Source organism: Streptomyces sp. NPDC005799 (genome assembly GCF_040630525.1).
Taxonomy (GTDB): domain Bacteria; phylum Actinomycetota; class Actinomycetes; order Streptomycetales; family Streptomycetaceae; genus Streptomyces; species Streptomyces griseorubiginosus_B.
Window position 1 is genome coordinate 113,647 of record NZ_JBEXXQ010000023.1, and the last position, 20,868, is coordinate 134,514.

At 70.8% G+C, this 20,868-nt stretch carries 17 protein-coding genes and 1 pseudogene; 7 read left to right on the forward strand and 11 right to left on the reverse strand.

The features are described 5' to 3' along the window. The 5 genes from ABZ453_RS23360 to ABZ453_RS23380 all read left to right on the forward strand — a co-directional run bounded on the left by ABZ453_RS23360 (position 1) and on the right by ABZ453_RS23380 (position 5,114). Positions 1–1,329, forward strand: a complete 1,329-nt coding sequence (locus ABZ453_RS23360; protein ID WP_359017239.1) for a GTP-binding protein — start codon at positions 1–3, stop codon at positions 1,327–1,329. Between the two features lie 233 nt (positions 1,330–1,562). Further along, positions 1,563–2,681 carry an aliphatic sulfonate ABC transporter substrate-binding protein gene (locus tag ABZ453_RS23365; protein ID WP_359017241.1) on the forward strand — a complete coding sequence of 373 codons (1,119 nt, stop codon included), beginning with the start codon at positions 1,563–1,565 and terminating at the stop codon, positions 2,679–2,681. 35 nt (positions 2,682–2,716) lie between these two features. Continuing rightward, positions 2,717–3,502 (forward strand): ABC transporter ATP-binding protein, encoded by a 786-nt coding sequence (locus ABZ453_RS23370; protein ID WP_356762032.1) that lies wholly within the window; start codon positions 2,717–2,719, stop codon positions 3,500–3,502. Further along, the gene (locus ABZ453_RS23375) at positions 3,489–4,367 is read left to right on the forward strand and encodes an ABC transporter permease (protein WP_359017244.1); all 879 of its coding nucleotides are present in this window, start codon (positions 3,489–3,491) and stop codon (positions 4,365–4,367) included. Before ABZ453_RS23370 ends, ABZ453_RS23375 begins: the two co-directional genes overlap by 14 nt. A gap of 6 nt (positions 4,368–4,373) precedes the next feature. Then, complete coding sequence (locus tag ABZ453_RS23380; protein WP_359017246.1) at positions 4,374–5,114, forward strand: sirohydrochlorin chelatase; 741 nt, start codon at positions 4,374–4,376, stop codon at positions 5,112–5,114. Between the two features lie 149 nt (positions 5,115–5,263). Here ABZ453_RS23380 and ABZ453_RS23385 read toward each other — a convergent pair whose 3' ends face one another. The 6 genes from ABZ453_RS23385 to ABZ453_RS23410 form a co-directional block, all read right to left on the reverse strand. Next, complete coding sequence (locus tag ABZ453_RS23385) at positions 5,264–6,211, reverse strand: aminoglycoside phosphotransferase family protein (protein ID WP_359017248.1); 948 nt, start codon at positions 6,209–6,211, stop codon at positions 5,264–5,266. Positions 6,212–6,330: 119 nt separating this feature from the next. Beyond that, on the reverse strand, positions 6,331–8,940 hold the full coding sequence (locus ABZ453_RS23390) for a fibronectin type III domain-containing protein (protein WP_359017250.1): 2,610 nt from the start codon (positions 8,938–8,940) through the stop codon (positions 6,331–6,333). 124 nt (positions 8,941–9,064) lie between these two features. Continuing rightward, positions 9,065–9,682 (reverse strand): DsbA family protein, encoded by a 618-nt coding sequence (locus ABZ453_RS23395; RefSeq protein WP_359017252.1) that lies wholly within the window; start codon positions 9,680–9,682, stop codon positions 9,065–9,067. Positions 9,683–9,788: 106 nt separating this feature from the next. Then, positions 9,789–10,421 carry a TIGR03086 family metal-binding protein gene (locus tag ABZ453_RS23400; protein WP_359017254.1) on the reverse strand — a complete coding sequence of 211 codons (633 nt, stop codon included), beginning with the start codon at positions 10,419–10,421 and terminating at the stop codon, positions 9,789–9,791. Positions 10,422–10,446: 25 nt separating this feature from the next. Further along, positions 10,447–11,469 carry a 2-dehydropantoate 2-reductase N-terminal domain-containing protein gene (locus tag ABZ453_RS23405; protein WP_359017256.1) on the reverse strand — a complete coding sequence of 341 codons (1,023 nt, stop codon included), beginning with the start codon at positions 11,467–11,469 and terminating at the stop codon, positions 10,447–10,449. 586 nt (positions 11,470–12,055) lie between these two features. Further along, positions 12,056–12,604, reverse strand: coding sequence for a DUF1697 domain-containing protein (locus ABZ453_RS23410; protein ID WP_359017258.1), 549 nt, complete (start codon positions 12,602–12,604; stop codon positions 12,056–12,058). A 397-nt stretch (positions 12,605–13,001) separates the two neighbouring features. Between ABZ453_RS23410 and ABZ453_RS23415 the strand changes: the two genes are divergently transcribed. Beyond that, positions 13,002–15,257 carry an MMPL family transporter gene (locus ABZ453_RS23415; protein ID WP_359017260.1) on the forward strand — a complete coding sequence of 752 codons (2,256 nt, stop codon included), beginning with the start codon at positions 13,002–13,004 and terminating at the stop codon, positions 15,255–15,257. A gap of 56 nt (positions 15,258–15,313) precedes the next feature. Here ABZ453_RS23415 and ABZ453_RS23420 read toward each other — a convergent pair. The 5 genes and pseudogenes from ABZ453_RS23420 to ABZ453_RS23440 form a co-directional block, all read right to left on the reverse strand. Next, a pseudogene (locus tag ABZ453_RS23420) lies at positions 15,314–15,688 on the reverse strand (nucleotide disphospho-sugar-binding domain-containing protein); the annotation flags it as partial. Positions 15,689–15,731: 43 nt separating this feature from the next. Beyond that, positions 15,732–16,511 carry an ErmE/ErmH/ErmO/ErmR family 23S rRNA (adenine(2058)-N(6))-methyltransferase gene (gene erm, locus ABZ453_RS23425; RefSeq protein ID WP_359017262.1) on the reverse strand — a complete coding sequence of 260 codons (780 nt, stop codon included), beginning with the start codon at positions 16,509–16,511 and terminating at the stop codon, positions 15,732–15,734. Between the two features lie 260 nt (positions 16,512–16,771). Further along, complete coding sequence (locus tag ABZ453_RS23430) at positions 16,772–18,052, reverse strand: sugar ABC transporter substrate-binding protein (protein WP_359017264.1); 1,281 nt, start codon at positions 18,050–18,052, stop codon at positions 16,772–16,774. Then, entirely contained in the window at positions 18,052–18,885 is an 834-nt protein-coding gene (locus ABZ453_RS23435) for a carbohydrate ABC transporter permease (RefSeq protein ID WP_359017266.1), read from the reverse strand. Before ABZ453_RS23435 ends, ABZ453_RS23430 begins: the two co-directional genes overlap by 1 nt. Next, entirely contained in the window at positions 18,882–19,790 is a 909-nt protein-coding gene (locus ABZ453_RS23440; RefSeq protein WP_359017268.1) for a sugar ABC transporter permease, read from the reverse strand. The genes ABZ453_RS23435 and ABZ453_RS23440 overlap by 4 nt, the downstream gene beginning before the upstream one ends. A 180-nt stretch (positions 19,791–19,970) precedes the next feature. Between ABZ453_RS23440 and ABZ453_RS23445 the strand changes: the two genes are divergently transcribed. Then, positions 19,971–20,825 (forward strand): aminoglycoside phosphotransferase family protein, encoded by an 855-nt coding sequence (locus tag ABZ453_RS23445; RefSeq protein ID WP_359017270.1) that lies wholly within the window; start codon positions 19,971–19,973, stop codon positions 20,823–20,825. Positions 20,826–20,868 lie beyond the last annotated feature (43 nt).

The following is a 20,868-nucleotide window of genomic DNA, read 5'->3' on the forward strand; positions in this document are numbered from 1 at the left end:
ATGACCACGACCACGGAGCTCTCCGAGACCACCCTGCTGCGGTTCGCGACGGCCGGTTCGGTCGACGACGGCAAGTCCACACTCGTCGGACGGCTGCTGCACGACTCCAAGTCGGTGCTGACCGACCAGCTGGAGGCCGTCGAGCACGCCTCCCGCAACCGCGGCCAGGAGGCCCCGGACCTCGCACTGCTGACGGACGGCCTGCGGGCCGAGCGCGAGCAGGGCATCACCATCGACGTGGCCTACCGCTACTTCGCCACGCCGAAGCGGCGGTTCATCCTCGCCGACACGCCCGGCCATGTGCAGTACACGCGCAACATGGTCACCGGTGCCTCGACGGCCGAGCTGACGGTGATCCTCGTGGACGCCCGCAACGGCGTGGTCGAGCAGACCCGCAGGCACGCGGCGATCGCCGCGCTCCTGCGCGTGCCGCACGTGGTGCTCGCGGTCAACAAGATGGACCTGGTCGACTACCGGGAACCCGTCTTCGCCGCGATCGCCCAGGAGTTCACGGCGTACGCGACCGAACTCGGCGTCCCCGAGGTCACCGCGATCCCGATCTCCGCGCTGGCCGGCGACAACGTGGTGGAGCCGTCGGCGAACATGGACTGGTACGGCGGCCCGACGGTCCTGGAACACCTCGAAACCGTTCCCGTGAGCCACGACCTCAGCCACTGCCACGCCCGGCTTCCGGTGCAGTACGTGATCCGGCCGCAGACCGCCGAGCACCCCGACTACCGCGGTTACGCCGGCCAGATCGCCGCCGGTTCCTTCCACGTCGGCGAGGCGGTGACCGTGCTGCCCTCGGGCCACGCCTCCCGGATCTCCGGCATCGACCTGCTCGGCGAGCCGGTCGACGTCGCCTGGACCACCCAGTCGGTGACGATCCTGCTGGAGGACGACATCGACATCTCGCGCGGCGACCTGATCGTGCCCAGCAAGGACGCTCCGCCCACCACGCAGGACATCGAGGCGACCGTCTGCCACGTCGCCGACGCGCCGCTGACCGTCGGCCACCGCGTGCTCCTCAAGCACGGCACCCGCACCGTGAAGGCGATCGTCAAGGACATCCCCTCCCGGCTCACGCTCGACGACCTGTCCCTGCACCCGCACCCGGGACAGCTCGTCGCCAACGACATCGGCCGCGTGAAGATCCGCACCGCGGAGCCGCTGCCGGTGGACTCCTACGCCGACTCCCGCCGCACGGGTTCGTTCATCCTGATCGACCCCAGCGACGGGACCACGCTCACCGCGGGCATGGTCGGCGAGTCGTTCGCCTCCCCCGAGCCCGTCAAGGACGAGGCCGAGGACGACGGGTGGGACTTCTGAGATGAACTCCCCCGATTTCTACTCCACGTTCGCGAAGGAGGGCGGCCGCGTCGGCAGCGGCGCCCTCGGCAGCGGGCAGGGCGGAGTGGCGCGATGTGTGTGCTGACGTACGCGCACTGCCTGCGCGCCCCGTCCCCCCACCCGACGTCCCGGAAGCGACGAAGACCCTTGCCGAACTCCCGGCCACGACCTGAGAGACCGTGACCGCCGGGCCAACGAGAGGAAAGCCTCCCGTGCCTGTCAACCGCTCCACCTTCCTGCGCCGCGGAGCCGCCGTGGTCGCCGCCCTTCCCCTTCTCACTCTCGCCGCCTGCGGCTACGGGTCCGACTCCAACAAGAGCGATTCCTCCTCCAAGCAGAAGGTCTCCGCCGGTTCGTCGAAGATCGACGGTCTGGACTCCGTGAAGATCGGTTACTTCGGCAACCTGACCCACGGCACCGCGCTGGTCGCCCGTGAGCAGGGCCTGTTCCAGAAGGAACTCGGCGCCACCAAGGCCGACTACGCGACCTTCAACGCCGGCCCGTCCGAGATCGAGGCGCTCAACTCCGGCTCCATCGACATCGGCTGGATCGGCCCCTCCCCGGCGATCAACGGCTACACCAAGTCCAACGGCAAGAGCCTGAAGATCATCGGTGGTTCGGCGTCCGGCGGTGTGAAGCTGGTCGTGAACCCGAAGAAGATCACGTCCCTGAAGGACGTCAAGGGCAAGAAGATCGCGACGCCCCAGCTGGGCAACACGCAGGACGTGGCGTTCCTCAACTGGGCCGCGGACCAGGGCTGGAAGGTCGACGCGCAGAGCGGCAAGGGCGACGTCACGGTCGTCCGCACGGACAACAAGATCACGCCGGACGCCTTCAAGGCCGGTTCGATCGACGGCGCCTGGGTGCCGGAGCCGACCGCGTCGAAGCTGGTGGCCGAGGGCGGCAAGGTCCTGCTGGACGAGGCCTCGCTGTGGCCCGACAAGAAGTTCGTGATCACGAACATCATCGTCCGCCAGCAGTTCCTCAAGGAGCACCCGAAGGCCGTCGAGGCGGTACTGAAGGCCGCCGTCGAGGCCAACAAGTGGATCAACGCCAACCCGGACCAGGCGAAGGCGGCGGCCAACAAGCAGCTGGAGGCGGACTCCGGCAAGGCGCTCAAGCCGAACGTCCTGGACCCGGCGTGGAAGTCGATCCAGTTCACCGACGACCCGCTGGCCTCCACCCTCAACACCGAGGCGGAGCACGCCGTCAAGGCCGGTCTGCTGGCGAAGCCCGACCTCAAGGGCATCTACGACCTGACCATCCTCAACAAGGTCCTCAAGGCCGAGGGTGAGCCCACGGTCGACGCCGCCGGTCTCGGCGCCAGCTGACGCACGCCCCGAACTGTTCCCAGGAGGTGACGACCATGGCCACGACCACGACGCTCGCCAAGGCCGACGAGTCCGTCGAATACGCGGCGCGCCTCGAGCACGTCTCGAAGTCCTTCGCGACACCCGGTGGGCAGCAGCTCGTCCTGGACGACATCAGCATCGATGTCGCGCCGGGTGAGTTCGTCACCCTCCTGGGAGCCTCGGGCTGCGGAAAGTCCACGCTGCTGAACCTGGTGGCGGGACTGGACGCGCCCAGCGCGGGCTCCATCACGACCGACGGGCGCCCCGCCCTGATGTTCCAGGAGCACGCCCTGTTCCCGTGGCTCACCGCGGGCAAGAACATCGAACTCGCCCTCAAACTGAGGGGAGTCGCCAAGGCCGACCGCCGCGAGAAGGCGGAGCGCCTGCTCGAACTGGTCCGGCTGCAGGGCGCGTACGGCAAGCGCGTCCACGAACTCTCCGGCGGTATGCGCCAGCGCGCGGCGCTGGCGCGGGCGCTCGCCCAGGAGAGCAACCTGCTGCTCATGGACGAGCCGTTCTCCGCGCTCGACGCCATCACCCGGGACGTGCTGCACGACGAACTGACCCGGATCTGGGCGGAGACGGGCGTGTCCGTCCTGTTCGTGACGCACAACGTGCGCGAGGCGGTGCGGCTGGCCCAGCGGGTGGTGCTGCTGTCGTCGCGTCCGGGCCGGATCGCCCGCGAGTGGGCGGTCGACATCCCGCAGCCGCGGCGCATCGAGGACGCGCCCGTGGCCGAACTGTCCCTTGAGATCACCGATGTACTGCGTGGGGAGATCCGCCGTCATGGCCAGCACTGAGACGACACCGGCCCAGGACGCCGGGAGCGTCGAGGCCGGCCTGGACGCACTGGAGACCACGGCCGTCGGCCGCCCGACGCTCCGGCAGACCCTCGTCAACAAGATCCTGCCGCCGGTCATCGCGCTCGGCGTGGTGCTGGCCGCCTGGTTCGTCCTGTACCCGATCGTCGACGACCCGACCAAGCTGCCCTCGCCCGGCGCGGTGGGCAGCGCCTTCAAGGACGCCTGGCTGAAGGGCGATCTGCTCGGCTACATCTGGACCAGCGTCTCGCGCGGTCTGCTGGGCTTCTTCTTCGCGCTGCTGATCGGCACCCCGCTGGGTCTGCTGGTGGCGCGGGTGAGGTTCGTGCGGGCGGCGATCGGCCCGATCCTGTCCGGGCTGCAGTCACTGCCGTCGGTGGCGTGGGTGCCGCCGGCCGTGATCTGGCTGGGGCTGAACAACTCGATGATGTACGCCGTCATCCTGCTCGGCGCGGTCCCCTCGATCGCCAACGGCCTGGTGTCCGGCGTCGACCAGGTGCCGCCGCTGTTCCTGCGGGCGGGCCGCACGATGGGCGCGACGGGCGTGAAGGGCATCTGGCACGTCGTCCTGCCGGCCGCGATGCCCGGCTATGTGGCGGGTCTGAAGCAGGGCTGGGCGTTCTCCTGGCGCTCCCTGATGGCGGCGGAGATCATCGCGAGCTTCCCCGATCTCGGCGTGGGCCTTGGCCAGTTGCTGGAGAACGCGCGCACCAACAGCGACATGGCCATGGTGTTCGAGGCCATCATCCTGATCCTGTTCGTCGGCATCGCCATCGACCTGCTGATCTTCAGCCCGCTGGAGCGCTGGGTGCTGCGCAGCCGCGGCCTTCTCGTGAAGAGCTGAACGCCCGTGTACGACAAGCCCGTTCTCCTCGTCATCGCCCACGGCAGCCGCGATCCGCGGCACGCGGCGACCGTGCACGCCCTGGTGCGCCGGGTACGGTCGCTGCGACCCGGGCTGCGCGTGGAGACGGGCTTCCTGGACTTCAACGTCCCGTCCGTGCACGGGGTGTTGGAGTCCCTGGCGGCGGAGGGCGTCCGCGATGTCGTCGCCCTCCCCCTCCTCCTGACCCGCGCCTTCCACGCGAAGGCCGACATCCCGGCGGTGCTGCGCGAGGCGCCGCCGCAGCTGCGCATCCGGCAGGCGGACGTACTCGGCCCGTCCCCGCTCCTCCTGCGGGCCCTGGAACGGCGTCTGTACGAGGCGGGGCTGACGCCCGCCGACAAGTCCTCGACCGGGGTCGTCCTGGCCTCGGCGGGGTCGTCCGACCCGGAGGCGATCGCGGTGATCGCTGACATCGCGCGGGAGTGGCGGCACACCGGTTGGTGCGCCGTACGACCTGCGTTCGCCTCCGCGTCCCTCCCCCGGACCGAGGACGCGGTACGGGAGTTGCGGGCGCTCGGCTGCGAGCGGGTGGCCGTCGCCCCGTACGTCCTGGCCCCCGGTTTCCTCCCGGACCGTATCGCCCGGGGCGCGACGGAGGCAGACGTCCTGGCCGACGTGCTGGGTCCGGCGCCGGAGGTGGCACGGGTGCTGCTGGAGCGGTACGACGGGGCGCGGCTGCCCCGGCTGGCCGCGATCGGCGCCTGAGCGCTCCGCTGGAAGTGCCGCGCTGTGTGGTCGGTCGTCCGCGGCGCCGTCGTGGCCGGTCGCGCCCGCGCGGCGGAGCCGCATATCGACCGCAGCCCCGCGCCCCTTCAGGGGCGTTACCGAACCGCTGCGGACTTCACCATGTCCGCTTAGTCGAGCAAGGCCAGCAGATAGTTCTCCAGGCGTCGGGCGAGCACGGCCGGCGTCAGGTCCGTGCGGCCGAGTTCCCGCCAGGGCACGGCGACCTTCTCGGCGTCGGGGGCGAAGCCGAGGGCGTCCAGGACGCGCCAGTAGCGGCGGGCCTCCGGATCGTCGGTGAGGGTGCCGCCGGCGGCCAGGTAGTGGTCGGCGAAGCGCAGGCCGGCGGGCACACCGTGCAGCAGGGTGAGCGCGGACGAGCAGTGCGCGACGTCGAGGTCGGCCGGCCCCCAGGACGTCTCCACCCAGTCGACGACACCCGTGACGGCGAGATCTGTTCCGGACCCGGTGAAGAGCACGTTTCCGGGATGGAAGTCACGGTGCAGGAAACACGGTCGGTGGTCGGGAGCGGGACGCCGGATCACGTCCACGGCCCGGCGCCACAGCTCCGGCCGCGAGGTGTTCTCGGGAATCCGCACCCGGTCCGGGGCGGTCCACGCCTCGTACGTCCGCGGCCGGTCCGCCTCCGGCACCCGCAGCCCGTGGATGGCGGCCAACTGCCGGGCGAGCAGCCGGCTTCTGCGCTCCACGTCCTCGTCGTCATCGTCGTCCAGCCGCAGGCCCCCCGGCAGCAGCGACATCACCAGCGACGGATGGTCGCAGTGCTCCCCCGCCGCGTCGACGGCGTGCAGCCGGGCGGCCGGGACGCTCGTCGGGGCGAGGAGACGGAGGATGTCGGCCTCGCGGGTGAGCAGTCCCGAAGCGACCCTGAGATAGAAGGGTTTGACGAAGGACCGCAGCACGAGCGTGTACGGCTCCCCCGGACCGTCGATCTCCAGCCGCCGCATCCTCGACGTCCAGCCGCCCCGCAGCGCGCCGACGTCCCGGATGCGCTCCCCCGGCCGCAGACTCCGCTCCACCCACAGGCGGGTGTTGGACCAGTCCTCGGTCGTGGTCATGAAGGGGAGCCTATCGGCGATCGCCGAACTGCCGTTGGCCGGCGCGGGGGTGACGACGGGCGGCCGTGGTCCCGAGTCACGGTGGCCGTCGTGGCCGGCCGTGACCCGGGACAGTCGGCTCAGGGCGTCGTCGTCGCCGTCACCGTGGCCGCGGGGCCGACCCCAGCCGCCGTCACCGTGGCGACGGTGACCGTGTAGGACGTGCCCGGCCTCAGTCCACCGATGACCCGGAACATGCCCTTGGCGGAGGGCTGGGTGACCAGGACGTCCCGGCCGGTGACCTCGATCGGGTCACGTCCGTCGGAGACGGTCACCCGGTAGCCGACCACCTTGGCGTCCCCGGTCGCGGTCGGCGGGGTCCAGGCGAGGGTGGCCGCCGTGGCCGACGTGCGCAGCTTGGGGCCGGTGGGCGCGCCCGGCAGGGCGGTCGCCGCGGTGGGCGCCAGCGGCAGTGAGGCGAGGGACGGCTCGCTGCTGCCACGGGCATTGCTCGCGGTGACCGTCACCGTGAACGGCCCGCCGGACGACGGCAGTCCACCGATCCGCACCAGCGCCGTCCGCTTGAACTCGGCTGCGGAGACATCCTGTTGGGCGACCTGCTTGCCCGTCGCGTCGTACGCCCGTGCCGTGTACGACGTCACCGGTGAACCGTTGTCCACGAAGGCCGGGTTGAAGGTGACGTACAGTGCGTCCGCGCCCGCGGTGCTGGTGCCGACGCGGGTCGGCGCCTCCGGCACGGACGGGGCCCCGACACGGCGGCTCAGCAAGCCCCGGTAGGCGGGTTCGAGTCCCGCGTTGGCGAGGATCGCCGACGGCACGTCGGACAGCGCGCTCATGATGTGGTTCCCGGTCGTCACCAGCCCCTTGTTGTCGCTGTCGGCCGTGCCCTCCTCCCACCAGTTGTCCTTGACGAGGGTCGGGTCGTTGTTGCCGAGGGCGTCGCGGTAGTCGGTGTGCCGGGAGGCGACGTTGGCGTAGGAGGCGTGGTAGAGGACGTTTCCCTCGACGGTCTCGTAGGTGCAGCCGTTGTCGGTGTAGACGTTCTTGCCCAGGCCCCACTGGTCGTGGATGACGTTTCCGGTGACCTTCTCGCCGTCGGCCATGGAGGTGCCGGTCAGCCCCTGGGTGTAGATGCCGCCACCGTCGTCGAGTCCCTGCATGTAGTCGAAGATCAGGTTGTCGCGCACGGCGTTGTCGTGGCTCGGGTTCGGGGTGGCCGGATCGCCGATCTTGTCGGGCCAGCCGCCCCAGCCCATGGAGACGGCGCTGTAGCCGACGTGGTCGATCTGGTTGTGGGCGATGGTGTTGTGCTGGGTGTAGCCGTTGAGGATGGCCACTCCGCCGTGGTACTCGCGGGGCAGGGCGTAGAGGTGGTTGTCCGTCACCTGGACGCCGGAGGCGGGGGTCTGGCCGTCCACTCCCGCGATCTCCAGTCCGTTTCCGGAGATGTCGGTGAAGACGCTCCCGCTGACGGAGGAGTCCTTGCTGCCGGTGCCCAGGTCCAGTCCGGACGCGCCGAGATGCGCGAAGACGTCGTCGGCGAACTGGATGCGCTGCCCGTACGCGAAGGACACGTTGCCGGGCATCTTCGTCCAGGAGGCGAAGGGGCAGGTGCCGCCCTCTACGTACTGGCACAGGCCCTGCGTGGCCCAGCCCTTGTCGCCGGTGATGGTGTAGCCGGCCTGGATCTCGGAGAAGCCCTCGGGCTGCGAGGGTGTCAGCCAGGTCGCGTAGCTGAACCGGATGCCCCGGAAGGCGATGTCGTGCACCGGCGCGTCGGACGTGCCGCGTCCGTCGAGGAGTTTCTCGGCCGCCGCCGCCTCCACATCGGCGCGGGCGAGGTTCTCGCCCGTGCGCGGCAGGTAGTAAACGGTTCGGGCGCTCTTGTCGAGGTACCACTCACCGGGCTGGTCGAGGAGTTCGTAAGCGTTCTCGACGTACGAGGCCTTGCCGTTGTTGGTCAGATGGCCCGGGCCTACCATGCTGACCGTGCGGCCGGGGATGTCGGGGAACTCGACCCGCTTGTTGGAGTTGTCCCAGCAGGGCTGGGCCATCGTGATGGTGGTGCCCTCGGCGGAGGCGATACGGCAGCGCGGCTCGGTCCACTGGCCGAGTCCGTTGCGCTCGATGTTCCACAACGCCTCGCCGCTGGTGTAGACGAACTCGGCGTCGGACGGATGCTTCCAGTGGGCGATCGTGTCCGAGGAGGCGGCGTAACCGGTCGCGGTCTGGGTGAGCGTGACCGGCACGGCCCCGCGGGCCCGCTGGGCGCGCACCCCGTCCACGTACAACTGCCGGGTGTCGGTGAGCCCTTGGGGCGCGCGGGCGGCCCACAGTCCCTTGCGGCCGGGGACCTGGTGCCAGCCGACGACCTGGCGGCCGCCGCTGACGACGGTGGCGCCGGTGCCCTGCCAGATCACCCGGTGACCGTTCGTGCCGGAGTCACGGGCGTCGAGGACCAGGGGTCCGGACTGGCGGTAGGTGCCGGAGGCGAGGTGGACGGTGAGGTCGGACTTCAGGTGGGCGGTCCTGGCGCGGACCAGGTCGCGGGCGTGCTGGAGCGTGCGCACGGGATGTCGTGCGCTGCCGTCGGCATGGTCGTCACCGGTGGGTGAGACATAGAGGTCAAAGGACGCGGCCGCCTGGGCCGGGGCCACGAGGCCCGGGACCCCGAGGGCCAGCACGGCGGTGACAAGGGTGACCAGGGCGGCTCTTCGGTGCGTGGGCATGTACCCCTCCCGTGGGATAAGCCGGTACCCAACGCCGGGAAAGGTAGGAGCATTTGGGTGCCCCAGTCAATGAACGGGACGGAAATTGACGCGATCCCCCGATCCTCGGGGTAGATTCATCGGATCAGTCGAGGCGCAGAGAGCCGGTCCGGGTGCGCTTCAGCTCGAAGAAGTCGGGGTGGGAGGCCAGGACCCGGAAACTGTCGAAGAGTTCGGCCGCCCGCTCGCCGCGCGGAACGGCCCTGAGCACGGGTCCGAACCACACGGTTCCGTCGACGTGCAGCGTCGGGGTGCCGACAAAGCCGCCGGACTCGGGCTCGACGCCGGCTGCGTGGCTGCGGCGGACGGCCTGGTCGTGGGACGGGTCGTGCGCGGCGGCGGCGAGATCGGCCGGCAGACCCAGCTCGGCCAGCGACTCGGCGATCACCTCCTCGAAGTCCTCGGCCTCGCGCTCGTGGATACGGGTGCCGAAAGCGGTGTAGAGATCGCGCAGGACCTTCTCCCCGTGCTGTTCCGCCGCGGCCACGGCGACCCGCACCGGACCGGTCGACCGGTCGACCAGGTCCCGGTACCAGTCGGGGAGTTCGTTGCCGAGGTTGTGCAGATACAGGCTCATGACGTGGAAGCGGAGGTCGAGCGGGCGCTCGCGCTCGACCTCCGTCAGCCAGCGGGAGGTGATCCAGGCGAAGGGGCAGGCGGGGTCGAACCAGAAGTCGACGCGGACGGGAGAGCTGTTCGTCATGCGGTCGACGGTAGTCGGGGATTGGTTCAGTTTCCTGACCCAATCACGCGCTGTTTTCTTGACCCAATCACCTGGGGTTTCCGTGGGTACATCAGGGGTGGGTACCTCAGGCTCGGGCGAGCCGGGGGTCCCGTCCGCTGGAGGCGAGCGCGCGGTCGAAGACGGGGGCGTCGTCGGGGACCGGCACCGGGTCGGCGAAACCGTCGTACTGGCGGTAGAGGGCACCGTGCTCCTCGACCACGTGCAGCACGAACCGGGCCGCGTCGTCCGAGACGCGGTACTCCTGACCGGTGGCGGTGGCGACGTCCCAGCCGTGGAGGGCCATCTCCTTGATGACCATCGAGGCGATCTGTACGGCGGGCATCTTCGCCATCCCCAGGTCGACCTCGCCCTCCCAGACCGCCGGGTCGGCCCAGGCCGCCACGGCCCGGTCCAGCTGGGCGGCATAGGCCGCGGGCCAGTCGGGGTCGGCGGTGAAGTCCCGGGCGGTCAGCTCCTCGGGGAGCTGCTTGCGCAGGGCCCGGTGCTCCAGGCCGTGGGAGGTGTAGAGGACCCAGTGGTTGACCAGGGCGCGGACGTCCCAGTCGGGGGTGGGGGTCCCCCCGCTCGAGCGAAGCCGAGAGTGGGGGAGGGTGGGCTCGCCGAGCCGGTCCGCGGGCACACCGCGTGCCACACGGGCCGCCTCGGCGGCGCATTCGGTCATGTACGCGTGCAGGTGCTCGGGGTCGTCGTACGTCATGCGCCCCACGCTAGGAAGGGCGCGCTCAGGACTCTTGAACAAACGCGACAGCGTCGTCGGCCAGCCGGGCCAGCTCCTCGATCGGCATCGAACCCGGCGCGCGGCGCTCGCGCGCGAAGGTGTTGGCGAGCTGCTGGAGCAGGTCGTTGAGCGGCGTCGGGACGCCGTGCAGACGGCCCAGCAGACCGATCTCGCCGTTGAGGTAGTCGGCCTCGACGGTGCCGGTGGCGCGGGCGAGGGACTGCCAGGTGGAACCGCCCGTGCGCGGGGCGCCTTCGAGTGGCACCAGGTCCACCTTGTGGCCGCGCAGCGCCTGCTGTTCCTCGACGCCGGCGTACGGGATCCGGGCGGCGTCGAGTACGGCCATGCCCTCGGCCCGCACCCCCTGGTACAGCGCGCCGGCCTTGTCGCCCGCGGCGGGACCGGCGACGGCTTCCAGGGCGTTGCCGAGGTTGGACAGCAGCTTGGCGTACTGCCAGCGCGCCACGTCCGGCACGACCGGCGCCTCGAAGTGGGACTTCTCCAGGTCGGCGGCGATCAGCCGGGCCGTCTCGTCGGTGCCGTGCGGATGACGGCCGAGGTGGAGCATGCCGGTGAGCGGGGCGCCGCCGGCGGAGACGGAACCCGGTTCCAGATAGGTGGACGGCAGCCAGACGCAGACCCCGTAGACGTTCCGGAACACGCGCAGCGCGAGTCGCTGGCCCTCCACGCCGTTCTGCGCGCACAGCAGCGGCAGCCGTTCGGCGGCCGTGCCGCCGCCCGCGACCGGGGCCGGGCCCCAGGTCCGCAGCGCGGCCACGGTGTCCTGCACCTTGACGGCGAGGACCAGCACGTCGTCGGGCCTCAACTCGCCGAGTTCGCCCGGTCCTTCGACCGCGGGCAGCCGGTGGGTGTACCGCCCGTCGGGCACCGTCAGCCGCAGCCCGCCCTCCCGCAGCGCGGCCAGGTGCGCGCCCCGCGCGACCAGGACGACCTCGTGCCCCGAACCGGCGAGCCGCCCGCCGATCGCACCGCCGACGGCCCCTGCTCCGATGATGATGTAGCGCATGGGACGAGCCTTGCACAGCCCTTGACCTTGCCCCTACACCGGCGTGCTGCCACGTGATCCCCGTGAACTCGCGCGACCGGTCCGGGGGTTGATCGTCCACCGGGGCGAGGGCGAACCCCTCGGGTACGGGATCCCGCCGGAACGGCCGCACCACCACAACGAGTCGCGGTACGTCACCGAGATCCTGCGGATCCTGCGCACACGCTCCAACCGGCCGCTCACCCCCGGCAGGCCAGGTCCAGGACGAGGCTGTGCCGGACGACCAGGCACCCCGCAGGGACTCGTCCCACGAGAGCCCGAACGCCGCCGGATCCGCGGCCCCGGCCCGGACGGCCCGCCACGCCTCACCTGCCGGCGTCCCGGCGGCCCGCAGCAGCGAGACGGCGGCGTCGAGACGCTCCCGTGGGACGGCCGGCTCCCGCTGGCCGGGGTCGAGGAGCCGGGGCCCCCTTCCGAGGACGAGCCCGCCCTGCTGGACGCGGTCGCCGCCGCCACCGACGACGAGGCGGGGCGCCTGTTCGAGGACCCTCGTCCGACCCCGCCCCGCGAGATCCTCTCCCGCCCCCCTACCTCGGCCCGCGCAAGGTCACTCTGCGGTGAGCTCGACCAGCTTCACGACGGTGTTCCAGTTGCGGGTCGTGGCGATCAGGCCCTTGTTGATCCGGGGCCTGGAGAGCACTTCGGCGAGCTTGGAGCGGCCCAGCCCCTGGGGCACGTAGAGATACAGCTCCCGCTCGCCGAGCCGGAACTCCTCCGGCAGACAGGCCTCCCGGTCGATCTCCGCGAACCGCGCGGCGTCGACCGGCGCCGAGAAGTACGTGACGTGCAGCTGCTTGGCCTCCAGCTCCGCGGCCGGGAAGGGGCAGGCCTCGACGACCGCCTTCAGATAGGCGTGGTCGCGGACGATCACGTCGACGGAGAAACCGAAGTGCTTCTCGATCGCGTCCGTGAGTTCGGCGGCCAGCGACTCCTCGTCGCCGTGGCCCGAGGCGAAGACGGCCTGACCGCTCTGCAGATGGGTGCGGACACGGTCGTACCCCAGGCCGTCCATCAGCTGCCGCAACTCGGCCATCGGCAGCTTCTTCTTGCCACCCACGTTGATCCCGCGCAGCAGTGCCGCATACGTCGTCGTCATGGCGGACACCATAGGGCGGCCGTCGTGCCCCGTGGGGGTGGGCACGACGGCCGGCGTCCCGGGGGTGGACTGCGCGAAACCCTGACGGGCGAGCGTGGCCGTGAGCAACACCTACACGCAGCTGTTACTTACTCAACAAGCTTTCGTAATGACAAAGTCGGAGCGATGGCGACGGACCGGACACCGGCCGCCACCCCGATCACTACTCGCGAGTAGCCCGGATAGATGTAAGGGGCCGTCGTCCTCCCCAACGGTGAGGCGCCCGGGTACGAGGGGATGAGTCCGGGCCACGGCACTTCACCAGGCAGCACGACGAGTTGCTCTTACGCCGCCCATACCTTCGTAACGAAAGGTGGCGGCAGGGGGCTGCCACCGCGCACAAGGGGGCAAGCCCGTCATGGGGAACCGAGAAACACGGGTACGGGGCATAGCCGCCCGGGCCGGCGGCTGGAGCGCCCGCCACCGATGGGCTGCCGTCGGCATCTGGGTGCTGTTCGTCGTCCTGGCGATGGGGATCGGTTCCGCCGCGGGCCGGGTCGACCTGAAGGACAGCGACCAGCTGAAGGGCGAGACGCACACCGCCGCCCGGATCATCGATGACGCGGGGATCAAGGAACCGGCGAGCGAGACGGTCCTGATCCAGGCGAAGGACGGCCGGCTCAAGGCCACCGACAGCGAGTTCAGGTCGGCCGTCGGCGCCGTCGTCAAGGCCGTCGACGGGACCGGCAAGGTCTCGGACGTCAAGTCGCCGTACACCACGGACACGATCTCCAAGGACGGGCGCAGCGCGCTGGTCCAGTTCGACATGCGCGGCGACTCCGAGACCGCCGGTGACCGGGTGGAGCCCGTGCTGAAGGCCGTCGCCGGGGTGCAGAAGGACCATCGGACGCTGCGGATCGAGGAGATCGGCGGCGCGAGCATGCGGAAGACGTTCGACGACGCGTTCGGCAACGACTTCAAGAAGGCCGAGTACTCCGCGGTCCCGGTGGCCCTCGGCATCCTGCTGATCGCGTTCGGCGCGCTGGTGGCCGCGCTGCTGCCGGTCGCGCTGTCGATCACCGCGATCATGGCGACGATGGGGCTGATCGGCATCGTCAGCCATGTCCAGCCGATGACCGACACCGCCAACTCCGTGATGCTGCTGGTGGGTCTGGCCGTGGGCGTCGACTACTGCCTGTTCTATCTGCGCCGCGAGCGCGAGGAGCGGGCCGCGGGACGCGACGCGCAGACGGCCCTGCGGGTCGCCGCCGCGACGAGTGGCCGCGCGATCATCGTCTCGGGCATCACGGTGTGCGTGGCGATGGCGGGCATGCTGTTCACCGGGCTCGCCACGTTCGAGGGCATGGGCCTGGCCTCGCTGATGGTCGTCGCCGTCGCCATGGTCGGCTCGGTGACCGTCCTGCCGGCGCTGCTGTCGCTGCTGGGCGAGCGGGTCGAGAAGGGCCGCGTCCCCTTCCTGGCCAAGGCCATGGAGCGCCGCGCCGCCCGCACGGGCGGGGAGAGCCGGTTCTGGGGAGCGGTCCTGAGGGGTGTGCTCGCCCGACCGCTCGTGTCCGTGGTGGTCGCCGCCGGCGCGCTGCTCGCCGTGGCGGCCCCCGCCCTCGGCATGAAGACCCAGAACCTCACCCTGGACCAGGAGTTCGGTGACTCGCTGCCGATCGTGCAGACGTACAACCGCGTCAACGACGCCTTCCCGGGCGGCTCCGAGCCGGCCGAGGTGGTCGTCAAGGCGAAGGACATCAACGCCCCCGAGGTGAAGTCCGCGCTCGCCGACTTCAAGGCGCGGGCGATCAGTTCGGGCGCCTCGCGCGGCCCGGTCCAGATCACCCTGCACGACGCGCAGAACATCGCCTACGTCTACGTCCCCCTGGTCGGCGGCTCCGACCTGGACAAGGCGGGCGCCAGCCTGGAGAAGCTGCGCGACGAGGTGCGGCCCGCCACGCTCGGCAAGGTGGACGGCCTCCAGGCCCCGATCACCGGGCAGGTGGCCGGCTCGAAGGACTTCAACGACCAGCTCGGCGGTGCCGTCGTCCCGGTCTTCGCGTTCGTCGTGGTCTTCGCCTTCGCGCTGATGCTGCTGTCGTTCCGCTCGCTGACCATCGCGATCACCTCGATCGTGCTCAACCTCCTTTCCGTGGGCGCCGCTTACGGCATCCTCGTCGCCGTCTTCCAGCACGGCTGGGGCGCCTCACTGGTGGGCGCGGAGGGCGTCGGCGCGATCATCACCTGGCTGCCGCTGTTCCTCTTCGTGATCCTGTTCGGCCTGTCGATGGACTACCACGTGTTCGTGGTCTCGCGGATCCGCGAGGCGCGGATGCGGGGGCGCACGACGAGGGACGCGATCCAGCACGGCGTGGTCACCACGGCCGGTGTCGTCACCAGCGCCGCGGTCATCATGGTCGCCGTGTTCGCGATCTTCGGGACGCTGTCCATGCAGTCCATGAAGCAGATGGGTGTGGGCCTGGCTGCCGCGGTGCTCATCGACGCGACGATCATCCGGGGCGTGCTGCTCCCGGCGGTGATGGCCCTGCTCGGCGAGCGCAACTGGTACCTGCCGAAGTGGCTGAACCGTCTGCCCGACCTCACGCACGACGAGTCGCCGGAGGTCGTCGCCCACTCGGCACCGGAGCACGGTGAGCGACTGACGGTCTGACGACTCCCCCTGACAGAGGGCCCGTTGGTATCCCGGGGGAACCAACGGGCCCTCGATCACGCCCGCTGCCGGAGGAGTTCGGCCTCGATCAGATCGGCGGCCCGCCGGCTGCCGCCCTCCTCGTCCATCCCGGCCCGAACCTCCGTCAGTCGCCGGGCCACTTCGGGGTCGTCGACGAGGGCAAGGGCGGTCTCCCGCAGGGTCTCGGCGTTCGCCTCCTCCGTCGAAAGACGGCGCGCGACCCCGAGGCCCTGCAGCATGTCCGCGTTGCCGAACTGGTCAACGGCCTGCGGTACGGCAATCATCGGCGTGGCGGTCGCCAGCCCCTCCTGGCTGCCGCCGGCCCCGGCGTGCGTGACGAACAGGTCGGCCTGCCTCAGGATCGCCAACTGCGCTACCCAGGAGGGCACTTCGACGTTGACGGGCACGTCAATTCGATGACGGCCCACTGGGGCGGCTCCGGGCCACGCCGCCTCATGCGCCCAGCACCTCATGCAGCCGCAGCCATCGCTGTGGGGACACCTCGCCCACGAGGACCCCGGTATCCAGGCCGGCCGCACGGAACCCCGCGTCCACCCGGCGGCGGGGGTGGGCCCGCCGCAGGGAGGCGTGCAGCGAACCCCCGACGCCCGAGAACCCCAGCTCCACCAGCCGCCGCCAGGCGTCGTACGCGGCCGGTTCGAGCAGCGGGGTGCGGCGCCGCTCGATCCGTACGATCCCGGCGTCGACGCGGGGCACGGGCCGGAACCGGGTCCGCGCGACCCGCCCGGCCAACCGCCACTCGTAGCGCGGCCAGCTGCGCACCGTGAGCAGGGTCCAACTCCCGTAGTCACCGGTGCGTTTGCGGGCGTACTCGACCTGGGTCAGCAGGGTGGCGTCGGTCAGGGCCGGTGCCCGCAGGCACCAGTCGACGATGGCGGCGGTGCGGGAGAAGGGCACGTTCCCGGCGACGGAGAAGGGGGTGCCGGGTGCCCTCGCGGTGAGGAAGTCGGCGCCGATCACGTGCACGTGAGGTGTGCCGGAGAACCGGGTGTGCAGCGCGGGGAGGAGGCGCCGGTCGATCTCGTAGGCGCGCAGCTCCCGGCAGCGCGGGGCGAGCCGTTCGGTCAACGCGCCCTTTCCCGCGCCGACTTCGAGCAGCAGGGGCGCCTGTCGTCCGTGTGGGACGGCGACGCGGGCCAGGTGTTCGGCGGTGGCGCGGTCGGCGAGGAAGTTCTGCGAGAGCGCGCGGGTGGTACGGGTGGGGCGGGCCATGGCCTGCGGTCCTTGTCTTCCGTGAACGGCGAGAAGGGCAGCCGAAGGCCCTGACCGGAAGACAGAGGAGGGGAAACAGGCGCGAAGGGATCAGCGGGCGTGGCTTCCCGTGCCGGTCAGGGCACCGGGGCCACGACGCATCCGGATGGAGTGCGTGCAGTCCCGGCCGAGACCGGTGATGATGATCGCGTTGTTCGCTGCCACGAACGCAAAGCTAGGTTTGCTTCCGCACGGCGGACAACTGGTTTTCCGTGTCGCGCTCACCGCTGGTAACGGGCGAGCACCAGGTTTCCGTCGTTTTCCAGCCGGTCGCGCAGTTCGTCGAGGCCGATCGCGCCGCTGTAGTACTCCTGGAAGGCGGGCGTGGCCACCTTGTCCTTCCACTCGGGATAGCCGCGTACGGACTGCGCGGGCGCCGAGCGCAGGTCGGCGGCCAGGGCCGTGCCGGTGGCCCAGCCGTCCTTGGTGGTGTGCAGGGCCGGGTCCCGGAGGGCCTCGGTGCCGGTCGGCAGCATCCAGTCCCCGAGCGCCAGCCGCACCATGTTCTTCGGCCGCAGCAGGAAGTCGAGGAACGCGGCGGCCTCCTTCTTGTGCGGGCTGTCCTCGGCGATGGAGAGGGTCTGCGGACTGACACCCTGGGCGAGGCCGTCGGCACCGGCCGGGGCGGGCAGCACCTGCCAGCGGAAATCCTTCGGCGCCTGCTGTGCGATCTGCTGGCGGTAGGAGAACCCGAGCGGGACCATCGCGTACTTGCCGCCGAAGAAACCGGGCAGCGTGTCCGAACCTCCGCTGCCGAGGGTCGTGGGCGAGGCGCTGTGGTCGGTGTTCGCCTGGTCGTGAATGGTGCGGGGCACCACTGCGTCGCCCGTGCCGAAGCGGATGGTGACCTTGCCGCCTGCTCCCCGGTGGAAGAGCCGGCCGCCCGTCGACAGCGACAGGTTGAGGGTCGCCGAGACCGGTTCCTTCAGCGGCCAGGCGACGCCGTACGTGCCCTTGCCGCCGAGCTGCCGGGTGACGGCTCTGAACTCCGCCCAGGACCATGGGTGTTGGGGCGTCGGGATGCGTACGCCGGACCGTTTCAGCCAGGCCGCGTTGGCGACGAGGACGCGTGGTTCCTGGAGGAAGGGCACGCCGTAGACGCCGTCGCCGAAGGTGGTGGTCCGCCAACTGCGCTGGGGGATGTCGGCCTTGAGCCTGCCGGGCAGCAGGCCTCGGAGGTCGGCGAGGTGGCCGCCGTAGGCGAAGTCGGCGAGGTCGTCCGAGGCGTCGTGGATGACGTCGGGGGCCTCGCCGCCCTCGAAGGCGGTGAGGAGCTGGTCGTGGACGCTGTCCCAACTCCCCTGGACGTACTCGACCTTGACGTCCGGATGGCTCGCGTTCCACTCCTTCACCAGCTGCTTGTTGGCCTCGACCGACTCCTGCTGCCAGGCCAGGGACTGGAAGCGGAGGGTGATACGGCCGTGCGCGGTGCCGTCGCCGCCACCGGTGCAGCCGGACAGGAGCAGGGCGAGGACGAGGAGGCAGACCGTCCTGCCGCGCATCAGTTCTTCACCGCCCCGGTGAGCATGCCGCCGGTGATCCGCCGCTGGATGAGGGCGAAGACGACGAGGGAGGGCACCGTGGCGAGGAACGCGGCCGCCGCCAGCGGGCCGAGGTCGGCGACGCCCTCCGCGCCGATGAAATGGGTGAGCACCACCGGCAGCGTCTGTTTCTGCGGCGTTTTCAGCAGGACGAGGGCGAAGAAGAACTCGTTCCACGCGGTGACGAACGTGAACAGGGCCGTCGCCGTGATGCCCGGTGCGAGCAGCGGGGCGACCACGCGGACGAGGGTCCGCACCCGTCCGGCCCCGTCCACCGCCGCCGCCTCCTCGAGCTCCGTCGGCACCGCGCGGACGTACCCGGCGAGCATCCACAGCGCGAACGGCAGCGCCCATACGACGTACACGAGGATGAGCCCCACCAGTGAGTCGATCAGTCGCAGGTTCTTCAGCACGAGGAACAGCGGGATGATCACCAGGACCAGCGGGAACGCCTGGCTGACCACGACCCAGCCGGTGGCGGCCCGGGTCAGTGCGGTGCGGCGCCGGGCCATGACATAGGCGAGCGGGGTGGCGATCAGTACGGCGACGACGGCCGCGCCGGCCGCCGCGAGCAGGGAGTTGAGGGCCGCGTACAGCAGGGGCTGCTCGTCGAAGGCCTGGCGGAAGTTGTCGAGCGTGGGGTGACGTGGGATCCAGGTGGGATGCAGGCTGCCCAGTTCACGAGGGGACTTGAAGGCCGTGGAGAGCAACCAGAGGAAGGGGAAGGCGAGGAAGACGAGATACGCGAGCAGGGCGACGTACTGACCCACCCGTGTACGGGAGTTGACCCTCATGCGTCGTCCCCTCCCTTCAGCCGGCCGGCGAGGAACAGGGCCAGCAGCACCGAGATCACCGCGACCATCACGCAGCCCATCGCCGCCGCGTACCCGAACTGCCCGTAACGGAAGGCCTCTTCGTAGGCGAAGAGCATCGGCAGCCGGGTACGGCCGCCCGGACCGCCGTTGGTCAGCACGTAGACCAGTGCGAAGGAGTTGAAGTTCCAGATCAGGTTGAGGGCGGTGATGGCGACGGCGACGGGTCTCAGCGCGGGCCATGTCACCGTGCGGAAGCGGCGCCAGGCGCCCGCGCCGTCCACCGCCGCCGCCTCGTGCAGTTCGCGCGGGGTGTTCTGCAGCCCGGCGAGCAGTGCGACGGTGGTCTGCGGCATGCCCGCCCACACGCCGACGACGATCACGGCGGGCAGCGCGGTCGCAAGCCCGCTGAGCCAGTCATGGCCGTCGCCCAGGCCAAGGTGGCGCAGGGTCTCGTTGAGGACGCCCGCGTCCGGGTTGTAGACCAGCCGCCACATGATCCCGACGACGACCTCGGGCATCGCCCACGGGACGATCGCGAGGGCGCGGGCCAGCCAGCGCAGCCGCAGGTCCTCGTTGAGCAGCAGCGCGAGACCGAGGGCGAGCAGGAACTGCGGCACGGTCACCGCCACGGCCCACACCAGCCCGATCCGGAACGACTCCCAGAACAGCGTGTCGTGCAGCAGATCCTGGAAGTTGAGGCCGCCGATCCACCCGGTCGGCTCGGTCCGGCCGGACTGGGAGTCGGTGAAGGCCAGCAGGATGCCGTACAGAAGGGGGCCGACGCTCAGCACGAGGATGGGGAGCAGGGCGGGCAGGACGAGGAACCAGACCGCACGGTCGGCGGGGCGTTCCACCACCCTTCCCGCATCGATCTCCGCTGCCACAGGTTCCCCTCTGTGTACGGGACGCTCTACGTGTACGGGACAGTCGAGCCCGGTCATGGTCGTGAAAGCCGTGTGTCCCGTCAAGGGCACGGGCACACGTCCCGGACCTGTGCGGATGCGAGACTGACCTGCGGTTGGCTGGAACCCGACGCCACACGACGGCGGACACGGAGGCGGGCGATGGACGAGGCGACGGCGCGGGACGTACTGAGCGCGGCGGAGGTGCTGCCCCCGACGGCGGAGCTGCTCGCCCTGGGCGAGAACGCGGTGTTCGCCGACGGTGACCTGGTGGTCAAGGTGGGCCGGGACGCGGAGTTGCTGGCGCGGGCGCGGCGGGAGGTGGACGTCGCGCTGTGGCTGGCCGAGGCGGGGGTCGCGGCCGTGCGGGTGGCGGAGCCGAAGCCGTTGCTGGTCGAGGGGCATCCGGTGACCGTGTGGCACCGTCTGCCGGATCCCGTTCGGCCCGCCGAACCGCGGGATCTGGCCGAACTGCTGCGGGTGGTGCACGCGCTGCCCTCGCCCCCGTTCGCCCTGCCGCCACGGGAGTTGCTGGGCGGGGTGGAGCGGTGGCTGCGGCTGGCGGGGGACGCCATCGATCCGGCGGACGCGGCGTATTTGCGTGAGCGGCGGGACGGGTTCGCGGCGGCCGCGGCCGCGTTGACGCCACGGCTGGCTCCGGGGCCGATTCACGGGGACGCGTTGCCCCGGAACGTGTACGTCGGGTCGGACGGGCCGGTGCTGGTGGATCTGGAGACGTTCTCGGCGGATCTGCGGGAGCACGATCTGGTGGTGATGGCTCTGTCGCGGGACCGGTACGGGTTGCCTGCGGCGGCTTATGACGGGTTCGTGGCCGTTTATGGGTGGGATGTGCGGGAGTGGGAGGGGTGCTCGGTGCTGCGGGGGGCTCGGGAGACGGCGAGTTGTGCGTGGGTGGCTCAGCATGCGCCGAGCAATCCGGCGGCGTTGGCCGAGTTCGAGCGGCGGGTGGCGTCGTTGCGGGAGGGGGACGAGTCGGTGCGGTGGTTCTCGTTTTGAGCGCCTAAGGGGTGGAGTTCGCCCTGACACGGCGACTGCGGAT